Raw genomic sequence first — 15,345 nt, forward strand, 5'->3', positions numbered from 1 at the left:
GGTGAATAATTAAAGTAAATTTTGATTTAAGGACGGATAAGATGCTTAAAGCAAAAAGAAAATTATTAAATGCGGACAAGTTACAGGTTCCTTGTGGCCGGCCTGTTGTTTTTGAGGAAAGATGTAAAGGGTGCAGGCTGTGTGTAGAGTATTGTCCAAAACAGGTTTTAGAGATGTCAAAAGATTTTAATGAAAAAGGGTATCATTACCCACAGCTTAAGCAGGGTCAGGAAAAAGATTGTATTAATTGCGGTTATTGCCAGGAAGTATGTCCTGATTTTGCGATATATGTAGAGAAAGTAACCAGTTAGCGGAGCGAGGGACAAAATATGGGAAAGGATGTTTTAACAGGGGTACATTTTATGAGTGGCAACCATGCCTGTGCTGAGGGTGCGATAGCAGCAGGCTGCCGTTATTATGCAGGCTATCCGATTACACCTTCAAATGAAATAGCCGAGAGAATGTCATGGCGTCTTCCGCAGGTAGGTGGTATTTATATTCAAATGGAAGATGAGATTGCTTCAATGGCCGCCATCGTCGGAGCTTCATGGGGAGGGGCAAAGTCCATGACAGCAACCTCCGGACCAGGTTTTAGCCTCATGCAGGAAAATCTTGGGCTTGCTGTTATGACGGAAGCTCCATGTGTCATTGTTGACGTTCAGAGGGGGGCTCCTTCAACAGGACTGCCAACTCTGGTTGCACAGGCTGATGTGATGCAGGCCAGGTGGGGCAGTCATGGAGATTATGCTACAATATCCATTTCTCCTTCTTCACCGCAGGAATGTTTTGATTTTATGATTAAGGCCTTCAATTTGGCAGAGACCTGGCGGGTTCCAGTTGTTATGTTAAGTGATGAGAGCATTGCGCACTTGTCCGAACGAGTAGTGATTCCTGAGAAAAAGGAAATAAAGACTGTTTTTAGAAAAGTGGCGACCGGTCCTAAAGAAGGATTTTTGCCTTTTAAGGTGGGAGATGATCTTGTTCCTGAGATGCCCATAGCAGGGAGTGGCTATAGGGTACATGTGACTGGTCTTACCCACGATGAGCGGGGATATCCGGATTTAAGCCACCGGATGCATGAGCAACTTGTGCCCAGGCTAGTCAACAAGATAAAACAGAATGCTGAAAAGATTATTGAATATGAAGAATTTATGATTGATGATGCCGAAGTAGTACTAATAACATTTGGTGTGTCCACAAGGATCTGCCGCGCTGTGGTTAAACGGGCCAGGATGGATGGTTTAAAGTTGGGCATGCTACGTTTGATAACTGTATGGCCATTTCCAGAGAAGAGAGTGATTGAACTTTCAAATCAGGTCAAGGCGCTGGTTACAGTAGAGATTAACCTGGGGCAGCTGGCATTGGAAGTAGAAAGAGTGGTCAAAGGCAGATGTGAGACATACCTTATTCCCAATGCTGGCGGAGAAGTCCATGATCCAGAGATGGTATATGCCAGGGTAAAAGAGATTGCTCAAAATAGTTAGTTTAAGATGGAGAGAATAAAATGTCAGAAATAAAGCATCCTTCAGGGAAATTAGTCAGAGAAGATCGTATGCCCCATATTTTTTGTCCGGGGTGCGGAATTGGGGGTACGATTAGCAATATAGCAGAGGCCCTGCTGGAGAGCGGTCAAGACCTGGATAAGTTTACCGTTGTATCGGGTATTGGTTGCTCCGGCCGAGCAGCGGGCTATTTTAAGCTGGATGGGTTTCACACCACACACGGACGGCCTGTAGCTTATGCTACCGGGCAGAAATTGGCCAACCCTGATCTGAATGTGATAGTTTTCAGTGGCGATGGCGATTTGACCACCATTGGGGGTAACCACTTGATCCATGCTGCTCGCCGTAACATGGATTTGATTGTCATCTGTATCAATAATTTTAACTACGGCATGACAGGCGGGCAGATGGGCGGAACCACACCGACTTTGACCAAGACGACTACATGTGTCTACGGAAATTTTGAGACTCCGTTTAATGTGCCGTTGCTTATGACTGCTTGCGGAGCCAATTATGTGGCTCGCTGGACTTCAGCCCATTCTCATTACATAAAAAAATCTTTTCACGAAGCCTTGGAGAGGGAAGGGTTCAGGTTCATAGAGGTCATTTCCGCCTGCCCGATAAACTGGGGACGAAGAAACAAGATGCGCACGGGCATAGATCTGGTTAAATTTTTCCTTAATCAAACTGTGGTGAAGGAAAATCCTGATCCCCAGGATGCGCTTATCCAGATGGATACGCCTATTTTGTGCGGTGTGTTTGCAGACGAGGGACGTCCTGGTCTTTTACGCTCTATGCATGAGGTGCTGTCTCCCAAGGTGAAAGTTGAGAAGTTCAGAGGTGACGGAAAGATTCAAGTACCAGAGACTAAGGAGGAAGAAGCTCCGGAGATCGTCAGCAGTCCGAAGAAGGTGGAGCAGGTCAAGATAAAGCTTGGTGGTCTTGGCGGACAGGGAATTGCTCTTCTGGGCCTGATTATGGGCCGTGCGACGTGTATTTTTGATGGTAATGAGGCAGTGTACTCCCAGGAATACGGAGCAGAAGCAAGGGGTGGTGCGTCGGCATCAAGCGTTATTATTTCGTCAGAGAAGATAGATTACCCTTATATTAAAGTTCCCGATGTTATGGTGCTCATGGCCCAGGCTGCTTTTCGCAAATATAAGTCTGAGATACAACCGGGTTGTACATTGTTTATTGATAAAGACTTGGTGAAACCAGAAGACTTGCCGGAAGATGTAAAAGTGTATGCTGTGCCTGCAACGCGTATGGCCGAAGAGGTAGGGCGTAAAGTAGTTGCCAATATAGTCATGCTAGGATTTATCTCCGCTTTGACTGACTATATCAGCCTGGATGCAGTACAGTCAGCTCTGAAAATGTCAGTGCCCAAAGGAACAGAAGAATTTAACCTGAAGGCCTTTCAGGCTGGTTATGAATACGGGGAAAAGTTGAAGAAGGAAGAATCATAGGAGGCCGAGATGGCAGAACAGGAATATACCATTGGTGAAAAGACCATTGTTTTAGAGGGCACAAAGAGGATACCCATTTATATAATGGGTAAACGCTATGAGGTCCTGGAAGGGCTTACTATTATGAAGGCCCTGGAGTTTGCCGGTTATCAAATCAAAAGGGGTTGCGGCTGTAGAGCAGGTATTTGTGGCGCTTGTGCCACGGTTTACCGCCTTAAAGATGATTACCGGCTTCGTTTTGGTCTGGCATGTCAGACCACTGTTGAGCCGGACATGTACCTGACACAGATTCCCTTTGTTCCTGCTAACAAGACTGCTTACAATATGGAGGAAATAACTCCTGATGTAGGTACAATCGAGAAACTGTACCCCGAAACATTTCGCTGTTTGGCCTGTAATACCTGTACCAAAGCCTGTCCCATGGAGATTCCGGTAATGGATTATATACAGGCTTTGATGCGTGGCGATATTGCAAAAGCTGCTGAGTTATCGCACAGTTGTATCATGTGTGGCATGTGTAGCATGCGTTGCCCGGCAGAGATACAGCATTTTCATGTGGCCATGCTCGCACGACGATTGTACGGCAAGTATATTCAGCCAAAGGCCAAGCACCTGGCCAAAAGAGTTGAGCAGATTGAGGCAGGTAAATTTGAGTGGATGCTGGATGAACTAGAAGGCCTCTCTGATGAGGAATTAAAACAGAGGTATAAAGATAGAGAATGGGAGCCGGAACCATACGATCCGGCCTGGAAGCCTCAAGATACTAAATATTTGATTCTGGAATAATTGAATTTAGAGAGAAGAAGGCTACCTGCTACGAACTACGAGCTATTAAAAGGGGAAAGAGATGAAAAAATCTGGATATCCGGAAAGTTTGCAGGAGACGTTGGCCAAGGTAGAAGAAACCAGGTCAGAGCGTCTGAAGGAAGCAAAAAAACAAAAATATTTTCCAAAATTATCGCCGGATGAATACAGGGGTGTATTGGAGAAATATCACCCTGATTATAAGCCAGAAGGTCGAAAGCCATTGCAAGTAGGGCCGAATAAGGGAGATTTGTTGCAACCCGAACTGATTGAAGTCTTACAGGGACGGCCTTGGATTGAACCGGCTACCTTTGCCTCAAGGCTTAAATCTCCTGATTTTAGCACTGATGTATTGATCATTGGTGGAGGCGGTGCAGGCAGCGCTGCTGCTATTTTGGCCACAGAGCAAGGTGCTGACGTTATCATGGCTACCAAATTACGTCATGGTGATGCCAATACTGTGATGGCTGAAGGCGGGATACAGGCTGCTGATTTGCCTTATGATTCACCATATTTTCATTTTTTGGATACCATTGGTGGCGGCCATTTTACCAACGATAAAAAGTTGGTTCGTGCCCTGGTAACAGACGGTCCTCTGGTCATGAAGTGGCTGGAAGATCTCGGGGCAATGTTTGACAAGGAACCAGACGGGACCATGAAGGAACTCAAAGGTGGCGGGCTCTGCCGGCGTAGGATGCACTCCTCAGCAGATATGACCGGCTCAGAAATTATGCGTGTCTTGCGAGATGAAGTCCGCAACCGCGAAGACAAGATCAGAATTTTGGAATTTTGTGCTGCTGTTGAATTGCTGCTCGATGAAAGTGGGGCTATCGGCGGAGCAGTACTCTATAATTTGGATACTGAAGAATTTATCGTGGTTCAGGCCAAGGCCGTGATTTTGGCCACAGGTGGTTCAGGCCGCTTACATTTGCATGGTTATGCCACCACCAATCATTACGGAGCTACGGGAGATGGTCTTGCCCTGGCTTATCGTTTGGGCGTGCCTCTGCGTAATTTGAAATACGCCCAGTTTCATCCCACTGGAGCTGTATATCCCGAGCAGTGCGTGGGTATGCTTATCACAGAAAAGGTAAGAACATTAGGCGGTGAGCCTGTAAATTATAACGGTGAGAGGTTTTGCTATCCACTGGAACCAAGGGATGTCGAGGCCGCTCTGTTTATCCGTGAATGTTTGGAGCGTGGCAACGGTATTGTAACCCCCACCGGCAGAGTTGGTATCTGGCTTGATTCACCAATGATCGATATGTTGCATGGTGAAGGCACAGTAGCCAAAGCCCTGGCCGGTAAATATTTGCAATTTAAACGCTATGGTATTGATATAGCTAAAGAGCCCATGCTTATTTTTCCCACTTTGCATTACCAGAATGGTGGACTGGAGATTAATGAATACGGAGAAACCAGGATTCCAGGGTTGTTTGCAGCGGGAGAAGTATCTGGCGGAGTGCACGGCGATAACCGATTGATGGGCAACTCTTTACTCGATACCAATGTATTTGGCCGTCGTGCAGGAGCAAAAGCCGCCCAGTTTGCCACCCAGAGAAAGGAAGTCAAGTCTCTAACCCTTAAGCATATAGAAAATTACTTAAAAGAGCTGAAGCAGGCCGGTGTTGAACCTGAGATGAAATCTCCTGTGGTATTACCAGATTATAGAAACCCCAAGATAGTTCAGAATTAGTTGAATAGTCAAACGGTTAAATGGTTGAGTAGGTTGATACATAACTATTTAACTAGTACACCGACAAACCAATAAATTAAAAAAGGTGTTGGCTGATGAAAGTCCATGAGTATCAAGCAAAGGAATTATTTGCCCGGTATGGTATCCCAGTGCCAAAGGGCAAATTAGTAACTCAGGTGCAAGAGGTTGAGGATGCAGTTAACGAGCTGGGGTTGCCAGTGGTTATCAAGGCTCAGATCCATGCCGGGGGACGTGGTAAGGCCGGAGGTGTTAAACTAGCCAAGACCCTGGATGAAGCACGCGAAATCACCCGGAAAATGTTGGGCAAGCCCCTGGTTACTCACCAGACCGGAGGTCAGGGAACAATAGTGCGCAAAGTCCTGGTGGAAGAGGCCGCGGCCATTAAAAAAGAATTTTACGTAGGCATGGTCATTGACAGGGCTAAACGCTGTCCGGTTATGATGGTCAGCCCGGCTGGTGGAATGGAGATCGAAGAACTGGCAAAAGAAAAACCGGAGTTGATTTTTAAAGAGCCGATAGATCCGTTTTTAGGGCTACTTCCTTTCCAGTGTCGTTCCTTGGCATTTAAGCTTGGCGTGGATATTAAGACTGGAGGTAAACTCCTTGCTGCCTTGTATAAGCTTTTCATCAGCCTGGATTGCTCTCTGGCAGAGATCAATCCCCTTATTTTGACCGAAGATGGACGGCTTTTGGCCATTGATGCAAAATTGAACTTTGATGACTCAGCTCTGTTCAGACACCCTGATGTAAAGGAAATGCTTGATCCTGATGAATTGGATCCGCTGGAATATGAGGCTTCAAAATACAATCTTAACTATGTTAGACTGGATGGAAACGTAGGTATTATGGTCAATGGAGCCGGCCTGGCCATGGCAACCATGGATGTTATTAAATTGGCAGGCGCTGATCCGGCAAATTTTCTTGATGTGGGCGGAAGTGCCAATGCAGAAATGATTGCGCAAGGGTTTAAGATTATTCTTTCCGATCCGAACGTAAAACTCATTTTTATTAATATTTTCGGAGGAATTTTACGCTGTGACGTTCTAGCCCAGGGTGTAATCGAGGCCGCCAAGCAGGTGGATATTCCTGTGCCCATTTTGGTCAGGCTTGAAGGGACCAACGTGGAGCAAGGACGTGAAATGCTGGCGAAGTCAGGCTTGAATTTTGTTGTTGGTAAAGATCTTAGTGATGCAGCCAGGAAAATTGTAGATATTTTGGGTTAAAGGAGTGTGGAAATGGGTATCTTGGTCAATAAAGAGACGCGTGTCCTGGTTCAGGGAATAACAGGTAGAGAAGGTGTTTTTCATACAACACAGATGCTGGCCTATGGGACTAAAGTAGTCGCAGGCGTAACACCAGGCAAGGCTGGTCAGCAAGTAGAAGGCGTGCCGGTATTTAATACGGTTGAAGATGCCGTGCAGGAAACCGGGGCCAATGCATCGGTAATTTTTGTTCCCGCGGCCTTTGCCTGTGATGCTATTTTTGAAGCTGTTTCTGCAGGAATCAAGTTGGTAGTTTGTATTACCGAGGGCATTCCAACTCTGGACATGATGAAGGTTAAACGCTACTTAGCCGGCCACCCGGACGTCGTTGTGATCGGACCGAACTGTCCAGGGCTTATTGCGCCACCAGTACAGTGCAAAATGGGCATTATGCCGGGCCATATTCACACACCCGGACCTATTGGCGTGATTTCGCGCAGTGGAACCCTGACCTACGAAATTGATTATCAATTGACTCAGGCAGGATTAGGTCAGAGCACTTGTATAGGAATTGGCGGAGATCAGATTCCAGGGACCAATTTTATAGATTTACTTAAGCGTTTTAAAGATGATGATGAAACCCAAGGTGTGGTCATGGTTGGCGAGATTGGAGGGACTGCTGAGGAAGAAGCAGCCGAGTGGATAAAACAAAATTTTAATAAACCAGTTGTCGCCTTTATTGCTGGAAGAACCGCTCCTCCTGGTAAGCGTATGGGCCATGCCGGAGCAATTATTTCTGGAGGCCAGGGTACTGCCGAAAGTAAAATGGAAGCTTTAAGAGCCGCGGGAATTTATGTGGCAGAGGATTTAGGCACTTTGGGCCGGACAGTGAAGGAAGTAATGGGCTTGTAGTTGTTTAATGACAACGAACATCGATATTTAGAAGGCATAAGGCATAAGGAGAGAGTCAAATTAATCTGGACACTTGAACCTTAGCCTTACGCCTTTAGTTTTTTTAACAGTAAAACATATGATCCTACCATTTTTAGATAAGTCCCCTCAGATTCATCCCAGCGCATATATTTTTGAGAGTGCAGATATTATTGGTGACGTTACCATTGGGGCGCAATCCAGTATTTGGTTTAAGGCCGTTGTTCGAGGTGATGTTCACTATATCAGAATAGGGGATAGGACGAATGTTCAGGATGGGGCTCTCTTGCATGTGACACGTGACACACATCCTTTGGTTATTGGAAACGATGTAACTATTGCTCATGGTGTTGTCCTCCATGGATGTACTGTAAAAGACAGGGTACTGATTGGGATGGGGGCTATTGTTCTGGATGGGGCGGTAATAAATGAAGACAGCATTGTTGGGGCTGGAGCTTTGGTGCCACCGAATATGGAAGTGCCATCACGTACTTTGGTTGTTGGAGTTCCAGCTAAGATAGTAAGGGAATTGAAGGAGTCAGAAGTTAAGCATATCCAGCAATCTGCAAAAAATTATATACGATATGTAGAAAACTACAGGAAGTCAGGGGTGAAAAATGTCAACACAAGCAAAAAAGAATAAAAAGAAGAAAAAAATTCCCAGATGGGCATTTGTGAAGTGTCGTGGTGGTGAGCGGGCTCCCCGCTCTTTTTTTTACCCTGATGATATAAAAGATTGTACTCAAGCGGTCGAGAAACTTGGCTCAAACTTGGTGTGTAAGATCGGTTGCCTGGGTATGGGGACTTGTACTCGCGTTTGCCGTTTTGAAGCCATATCCATGGGCGAAAATGGTGTGCCAGTAATTGACCAGGAAAAATGCACTGGTTGCGGCAAATGTGTTAGAACCTGTCCGCAAAATGTATTGGAGCTTACATCAGCCTTATCTATGCTTTTTAGATTTAATCGCGGAGATGACTGTCTTGCTCCTTGCCAGCAAGCCTGTCCTGCTCAGATTGATATTCCTCGTTTTATCAAGGCAATAGAGGTTGGGGATTTTACTCGTGCTCTTATGATTATCAAGGAGCATATGCCCATGCCCCTTACCCTGGGACGCGTATGTCCGAGGCCTTGTGAAGACAGCTGTCGTCGTCAGCAAGTGGATGAGGCTGTGGCTATAAATTATTTAAAACGTTTTGTTGCAGACCTGGAGTGGAAGAGTAAAAAGCGCGTTCCTCTTTATGTAGCGCCTGATACCGGTCATAAGGTCGCAATAATAGGGGGCGGTCCTGGAGGACTGTCTTGTGCGTATTTTTTACGCAGGTTTGGACATTCGGTAAAGATTTTTGAATCCATGCCCAGGCTTGGAGGCATGTTGCGGTACGGCATTCCTGACTATCGTTTGCCGCCCGAAATTTTGGACTGGGAGATAGAAGGAATACTTGACTTGGGGATAGAAGTCGAAACCGAAGTGGCTTTAGGCCGTGATTTTACCTTACAGGATCTGAAGGATAGAGGCTATGAAGCTATCTTTCTGGCTACAGGAGCATGGAAAACCTGGGCCCCTCGTATGGAAGGAAATGATGCTAGGGGTGTGATGTCTGGGGTAGAGTTTTTGCGTAAAGTGGCCGAGGGGAATCCGCCTAGCTTGGGCAAAAGAGTAATGATAGTTGGTGGTGGCAACGTGGCCATGGATGCTGCCCGGACAGCCCTGCGTCTGGGAGCAGAAGATGTCTGCGTTATCTACAGGCGTAGCAGACAGGAGATGCCCGCCCTGGAAGAAGAGATAGAAGCTGCCGAGGCAGAAGGCATAAAATTTTTGTTTCTGACCAATCCTGTAAGATGCGTGAAATGCGAGAGAGGGTCATTACGTGAGGTTGAGTGCATCCATATGGAATTGGGAGAACCTGATGCAAGCGGCCGCAGAAGACCTCAGCCCAAGGAAGGGTCTGAATTTTGTTTACAGGCTGACAATTTGATTTTGGCCATTGGGCAGTATCCTGATACGGAAATTTTTAAGGAAGATCCTTTAGGAAAGGGACTGGAAATTACTAAGTGGGATACTATTACTGTTGATCCTGCCACTTGTCAGACTATTATTCCAGGAGTCTTTGCCGGAGGAGATCTGGTCATTGGCCCCATGCGCGTGGTGGATGCTATTGGCATGGGCAGGCTGGCGGCTAGAAGTATTGACATGTATCTGCGAGAGGGCATTGTCAAGCCAGTGGAAAAGATGTTACACAATCCTTTTCCGGAGATTAAGGTGGAAAAAAATATTGAGAAGGCAAAGCGCCAGTCCATGCCTCATCTTGAGGTAAAAGAGAGAGTAACTAATTTTGCCGAAGTTGAACTTGGCTATGATGAAGATGCCGCCCTTGCCGAAGCCAAAAGATGTCTTGATTGCGGTCTGCAATGCTACGGATGAGAAGCTTGACAGGGATAAGTCAGGGCACTATTTATGAATCTTATAATAAAAATTGAGGAGGAGAATTAAATGGCTACGCAATTAACAGACAGTAACTTTGAGGCCGAAGTTTTGAGAAGTGATATTCCGGTATTGGTTGATTTCTGGGCTCCGTGGTGTGGACCGTGCCGGGCTATTGCCCCTGTGATTGATGAGTTGGCTCAGGAATATGCCGGACAGGTAAAAATAGTTAAAATGAACGTGGATGAGAATCCGTCAACCCCGGGTAAATATGGCATCCGGGCTATCCCAACGCTGATTCTTTTTAAGGGCGGTGAAGTTGTCGAACAGATAACCGGAGCTGTTTCCAAGGCCAGTCTCAAGCAGATGATAAATGACAAAGCACTATAAGTAGATGAAAATATACGACGCCCTGGTCATTGGCGCAGGACCAGCGGGGACCACTGCTGCCTTATATCTCTTGCGTTCAGGTGTATCTTTGGCCTGGGCCGAAAAGTTGTCACCTGGCGGCCAGATGCTTTTGACCGAGCGGGTTGATAACTATCCAGGCTTCCCCAGAGGAGTGACAGGCTACGAACTCGCGGAGACATTTGCCCAGCACCTCCAGGGCTTTTCCTATGATCGTTTTCAAGACGAAGTCCTGGAAATGAAATTAAAACCAGGGGCCAGTCAGATAAAAATAGGAGACCAATGGATTGAGGCCAAGACTGTTATTATCTGTTCTGGCGTTAAGTGGAAGAAGCTGGGTGTTAAAGGTGAAGACAGGTTTGTTGGCCGAGGCCTGTCTTATTGTGCCCTTTGCGATGGTAATTTTTTTAAAGACCAGGTCGTGGCTTGTATTGGAGGAGGGAACACTGCTCTTGAGGAATCTTTGTATTTATCCAAGATCGTTAAAAAAGTATATTTGATTCATCGCCGGGATAAGTTTAGAGGGGCTAAGATTTATCAGGAAAAAGTTTTTCAAAATCCCAAGATTGAGATTATCTGGAATACCGTAGTCCAGGAATTTGTAGGTGAGAATGAATTGCAGGCCTTGCGACTAAAAAATGTAAAAACAAGCAAAGAATCAATGTTGCCAGTAAGTGGGGCTTTTATTTTTATAGGTGTTGCACCACAGGCTGATTTTGTGACGGAAGAAATTAAAAGAGATGCAGACGGCTTTATTATAACAGATGCAGAAATGAGGACCAATATACCTGGGATTTTTGCAGCAGGTGATATACGTTCTAAATTATGTCGTCAGATATCTACAGCTGTCGGTGATGGGACCACGGCCGCGAATAGTGCAAATTTATATCTGGAAGGGTTTGATGGATAAGCTAAGATTCCGTTTTATATTTATTTTGCTGTTCGTGTTTTTGTGTTCGGGATGTGGAGTTATCGATTATTTTTTCTTGAGTCCACCTGAAGACACTGCCCAGGAACTGGCTGAGGCAGGTTACGAGGCCATGCAGGCTAAAGATTACAGCAAGGCCATCGAGTACTTTACTAAGTTGAGGGATCGCTATCCTTTTAGTCCTTATACGCCAATGGCCGAAATCAGTCTTGGCGATGCCTATTTCCTAGATGAGCAGTATAAAGCTGCCGTAGAAATCTACAAGGAATTTGAATCCTTGCACCCCAGGCACGAAGCAATCCCATATGTTCTCTTTCAGATAGGAGTAGCTAATTTCAAACAATTTAAATCTATTGACCGACCTCAGAGCAATATGACTGAGGCTCTGGAATATTTTTATCGGGTCAAGGAGACATTCCCTGACACAAAATACGCTAAAGAAGCGGATCAGTATATTCTAAAGTGTCGCAGATATCAGGCCGAGCATGAAATTTTTGTGGCTGACTTTTACTGGCGCACGGAAAAATATCTTTCCGCCTGGAAGAGATATGAGTATGTAGTTGAAAACTATAAAGATTTGCCTGATATAATTCAATATGCCCGGAGAAGAGGAAAATTGGCCTATTTCTTATATCAGAAAAAAAATTCAGAGCAAAAAATGGAACAGGAACAGGGCAGTTGGAAGAAATGGTTTGACTGGCTGTGATTTGAGTGCAAAGTTTTGGGTTTTGAGTAAAAATTTTCTTGCCTGCAAACTAATATCATGGATGTTTAAACTACAGCAAATTTTTGCAGAATTTTTAAGCGGTCCTCTGGGCCGCTTTTTTTGTATTTGGAGGATGGTAAATGCAGTTGGATAATTGGCTGGAGCGATTTGCATTAGATGACCAAGTTCTTGGTCAGGCGTATGAGCAATTGGGAGCATTAAAAAGGTCCTGGTTAAAGAAACTCATAGCCAATCTTTACAACTATTATGGACGTGAAGAGGTTCAGGAAAAGGTTGTGAGCCTGGCTCAGGGCCAGGGGCTTAAAAGTTATGTTCAGATTACCCCTTGGAATCGACTGGTTTGCGTCATTGATAACCAATTTAAGGCAGCCAACAAGGTCTTGGCAGCTATTATGCCAGCCATAATGACCGGAACAAAAGAGATTCTTGCTATCGTAGAGAACTGGGAAGAAAATGAACCTCCTGAACAGATTTTAGTGGGTCTGGAACTTATGGGGGTGGAAAGCATTATGGCCATGAGCAGGGAGAATATTTTAAATTTTATTCAGGAATCAGAGAATAACAACGCTCTAAACGGTTTGTTTTATTTAGGTCCCAAACAAATCCTTTCTCAGGCACTTGGTCAAAAAAAGGGTTATTTTTTCTGGGCACCGCGCCAAATCAAGTTGGCAGGACTAGTACTTGATGCTAGCAAAGAATGGAATATAGATGTGTTGGGTTGGGCCAATCCAGAGTTAGAATTTATCGTTCTTGGTGATAGAAAAGGGAATTGGCCGCAGAATTTTCGTCAGTTTACGGGTGATAAAGAAAGTTTTTGGTCAAAGGATTTTGATGTTTTATTTGCGTCAGAGAAGGAATTTGTAAAAAATAAGCAGATAAGCCTGGGGTTTGGACCAGGCCAGGAGAGTAGTTGGATCTGGCCGGACCTGGACAAGGCACTCTTTTATCAAAGGAGGGTGTTTTGGAAATAAAGTATAAGGCTAAACGGTTGAAAGGTAAAAGGTGAAGAATACAGACTTAAAGCCCTAGCCTCTTAACCTGTCAACCATTATTGGAGGAGAGATGAAAACCAGTGCTCTTCCGGGAAACTATTTGGAAAAGATAAGAAATATAGGCATTATTGCCCATATTGATGCAGGAAAGACTACTTTAACTGAGAGAATCTTATTTTATGCCAAAAAGATTCACCGGATGGGAGAAGTACATGAGGGAACAGCGACCATGGATTATCTGCCTGCAGAACAGGAAAGAGGCATAACTATTGTTTCCGCATGTACAACCTGTGGGTGGAAAGATAAAGTTATCAATATAATTGATACTCCGGGGCATGTGGACTTTACTATAGAAGTGGATCGGGCATTGAGAGTCCTTGATGGAGTGGTTGCTGTTTTTTGCGCAGTCGGAGGAGTAGAACCTCAAAGTGAAACCGTGTGGAAACAATCTGAAAAATATCATATACCCAAGATTGCCTTTATCAATAAGATGGACCGGATAGGCGCCAGTTTCGAAGCAGTTCTTGAGGCCATGCGTCAAAAACTGCAGGTTGTTCCGGTGCCTATCCAGGTGCCCTTGGGCGAGGGGGAAGATTTCAAGGGTGTTATAGATATTTTACGCATGCAAAAGCTTAAATTTAACCCCCAGGACCAGGGGCAGACTTTTGAGCGTTTACCACTAGACAAGGAAGAAAATGAATATGCTCTCAAGTGGAGAGAGTATTTGTTTGAACACCTGGCAGAGATAGATGATAGTGTTTTGGAATCCTATCTTGAGGGACAGGAAGTCTCCCTTGATGAGGTGAACAGGGTCCTGCGCAAGGCAACCCTGGATTTAAAGCTTGTACCAGTGCTTGCTGGTTCGGCTTTAAAAAATACAGGGGTGCAACCTGCTCTGGATGCCGTGTGTAATTATTTGCCTTCCCCGGCTGATGTTCCTCAGATTGAGGGTATTGATCCTTCAACAAAGGAGAAAAAGTTTTTTCCCATATCTCCAAAGTCTCCATTGTCCGCCCTGGCTTTCAAGGTGACAATGGAGACTGGTCGCAAGCTGGTTTTGCTACGAGTGTATTCGGGCAAGATAGTTTCCGGCCAGACAGTATATAATGTCAGCCAAAAGGTGGAGGAGCGGGTGGCCCGTCTATTCAGGTTGCATGCAGACCATAAAGAAAAGATAGAAGAGGCTGTTGCCGGGCAAATAGTTGCCGCTGCCGGATTAAAAAATACCAAAACCGGGGACACCCTGTGTTTACGAGAAAATCCTATTCTTTTGGAAAAGATTTCAGAATATAAGCCAGTTATATCTATGGCTCTGGAACCTAAAAATAACGCTGAAGAGGAAAAGCTTCTCCATGCACTGGATAAAGTGCTTCAGGAAGACCCTACCCTTTTTGTTGAACGGGATAAAGATACTGAGCAGCTAATTATTTCGGGCATGGGCGAATTGCACCTGGAGGTAGTACTGGATCGGATAAGAAAAGATTTTGGGGTGGAGTTTCGGGCCGGACAGCCCCAGGTTGTCTATCAAGAAACTATTGCTGACGAGGCTTTTGGTGAGGCAGAATTTGCCAAGGAATTGGGTGAGGATGTCCATTATGGTTATGTTCGACTTATGGTTGAACCTTTGTCCAGAAATAGCGGAAGAGAGATAAGATTTGAGATCGATAAGCAAGCCTGGCCAACTGAATGGATAGAGGCTGTGTATAATGGTATTGAAGACGGCCTGCAGGCAGGAACTATCAAGGGGTTTCCTGTTCAGGACATTCGCGTTGTGGTTCTAGAGTTAAAAAGCGCAGAACAAGGGTCAAGTCCTGTAGGGTATAGAATGGCTGCGGTTATGGCTTTGAAAGAGGCTCTGAGCAAAGCCAAACCAATGCTTTTAGAACCTATCATGTGGGTAGAAATTTATACTCCTGAAGAGTTTGTTGGTGAGTGTATTAGCCTGCTTGGGGCAAAAGGTGGACGTATTGAAAATATGTTTGATCGGCATGGTCAAAAAATTATACAGTCTCTAACTCCTTTGCGAAAAATGTTTGGGTTTTCTACTGATCTGCGTTCAGTTACCCAGGGACGGGCTGCTCTAAGTATGAAGTTTGAACGGTTCGATACATTTGATTCTTAACTCAACTTTCTCGTATGTTTACATCACCTGTTTTCAAATTTAAGAGATAAAGAAATAAGAATTTAGGCGTGACAGACCGTTCAACTTTCTGGTGCATCAAGACACCGTAACTCAGCTTTTGGTC

General features: G+C 45.1%; 14 protein-coding genes. All 14 read left to right on the plus strand.

Translation table 11 applies throughout. The annotated features are described in order from the left end of the window. Positions 1 to 41: 41 nt before the first annotated feature. The 14 genes from KFV02_RS08775 to fusA all read left to right on the plus strand — a co-directional run bounded on the left by KFV02_RS08775 (position 42) and on the right by fusA (position 15,221). The gene (locus KFV02_RS08775; RefSeq protein ID WP_252381171.1) at positions 42 to 311 is read left to right on the plus strand and encodes a 4Fe-4S dicluster domain-containing protein; all 270 of its coding nucleotides are present in this window, start codon (positions 42 to 44) and stop codon (positions 309 to 311) included. Between the two features lie 18 nt (positions 312 to 329). Beyond that, a complete protein-coding gene (locus tag KFV02_RS08780) occupies positions 330 to 1,484 on the plus strand; it encodes a 2-oxoacid:acceptor oxidoreductase subunit alpha (protein WP_252381172.1) in 1,155 nt (384 codons plus the stop codon). Positions 1,485 to 1,504: 20 nt separating this feature from the next. Next, positions 1,505 to 2,968 carry a 2-oxoacid:acceptor oxidoreductase family protein gene (locus KFV02_RS08785; protein ID WP_252381173.1) on the plus strand — a complete coding sequence of 488 codons (1,464 nt, stop codon included), beginning with the start codon at positions 1,505 to 1,507 and terminating at the stop codon, positions 2,966 to 2,968. A gap of 9 nt (positions 2,969 to 2,977) precedes the next feature. Beyond that, entirely contained in the window at positions 2,978 to 3,754 is a 777-nt protein-coding gene (locus tag KFV02_RS08790; RefSeq protein ID WP_252381174.1) for a 4Fe-4S dicluster domain-containing protein, read from the plus strand. A gap of 61 nt (positions 3,755 to 3,815) precedes the next feature. Next, positions 3,816 to 5,468: an FAD-binding protein gene (locus tag KFV02_RS08795; protein WP_252381175.1), complete on the plus strand. Its 1,653-nt coding sequence runs from the start codon at positions 3,816 to 3,818 to the stop codon at positions 5,466 to 5,468. Positions 5,469 to 5,563: 95 nt separating this feature from the next. After that, the gene (sucC, locus tag KFV02_RS08800; protein WP_252381176.1) at positions 5,564 to 6,712 is read left to right on the plus strand and encodes an ADP-forming succinate--CoA ligase subunit beta; all 1,149 of its coding nucleotides are present in this window, start codon (positions 5,564 to 5,566) and stop codon (positions 6,710 to 6,712) included. A gap of 12 nt (positions 6,713 to 6,724) precedes the next feature. Further along, positions 6,725 to 7,603: a succinate--CoA ligase subunit alpha gene (gene sucD, locus KFV02_RS08805; protein WP_252381177.1), complete on the plus strand. Its 879-nt coding sequence runs from the start codon at positions 6,725 to 6,727 to the stop codon at positions 7,601 to 7,603. 118 nt (positions 7,604 to 7,721) lie between these two features. After that, positions 7,722 to 8,264 carry a gamma carbonic anhydrase family protein gene (locus KFV02_RS08810; RefSeq protein ID WP_252381178.1) on the plus strand — a complete coding sequence of 181 codons (543 nt, stop codon included), beginning with the start codon at positions 7,722 to 7,724 and terminating at the stop codon, positions 8,262 to 8,264. Further along, complete coding sequence (locus KFV02_RS08815) at positions 8,239 to 10,044, plus strand: FAD-dependent oxidoreductase (protein ID WP_252381179.1); 1,806 nt, start codon at positions 8,239 to 8,241, stop codon at positions 10,042 to 10,044. Before KFV02_RS08810 ends, KFV02_RS08815 begins: the two co-directional genes overlap by 26 nt. 69 nt (positions 10,045 to 10,113) lie before the next feature. Next, on the plus strand, positions 10,114 to 10,434 hold the full coding sequence (gene trxA / locus KFV02_RS08820; protein WP_252381180.1) for a thioredoxin: 321 nt from the start codon (positions 10,114 to 10,116) through the stop codon (positions 10,432 to 10,434). A 4-nt stretch (positions 10,435 to 10,438) separates the two neighbouring features. After that, positions 10,439 to 11,362: a thioredoxin-disulfide reductase gene (gene trxB, locus KFV02_RS08825; protein ID WP_252381181.1), complete on the plus strand. Its 924-nt coding sequence runs from the start codon at positions 10,439 to 10,441 to the stop codon at positions 11,360 to 11,362. Beyond that, positions 11,355 to 12,086, plus strand: coding sequence for an outer membrane protein assembly factor BamD (locus tag KFV02_RS08830; protein ID WP_252381182.1), 732 nt, complete (start codon positions 11,355 to 11,357; stop codon positions 12,084 to 12,086). Before trxB ends, KFV02_RS08830 begins: the two co-directional genes overlap by 8 nt. 140 nt (positions 12,087 to 12,226) lie before the next feature. Beyond that, a complete protein-coding gene (locus tag KFV02_RS08835) occupies positions 12,227 to 13,078 on the plus strand; it encodes a hypothetical protein (RefSeq protein ID WP_252381183.1) in 852 nt (283 codons plus the stop codon). Positions 13,079 to 13,169: 91 nt separating this feature from the next. Further along, on the plus strand, positions 13,170 to 15,221 hold the full coding sequence (fusA, locus tag KFV02_RS08840; protein WP_252381184.1) for an elongation factor G: 2,052 nt from the start codon (positions 13,170 to 13,172) through the stop codon (positions 15,219 to 15,221). The last annotated feature ends 124 nt before the right edge of the window (positions 15,222 to 15,345 follow it).

This window comes from Desulfovulcanus ferrireducens (assembly GCF_018704065.1).
GTDB lineage: Bacteria > Desulfobacterota > Desulfovibrionia > Desulfovibrionales > Desulfonatronovibrionaceae > Desulfovulcanus > Desulfovulcanus ferrireducens.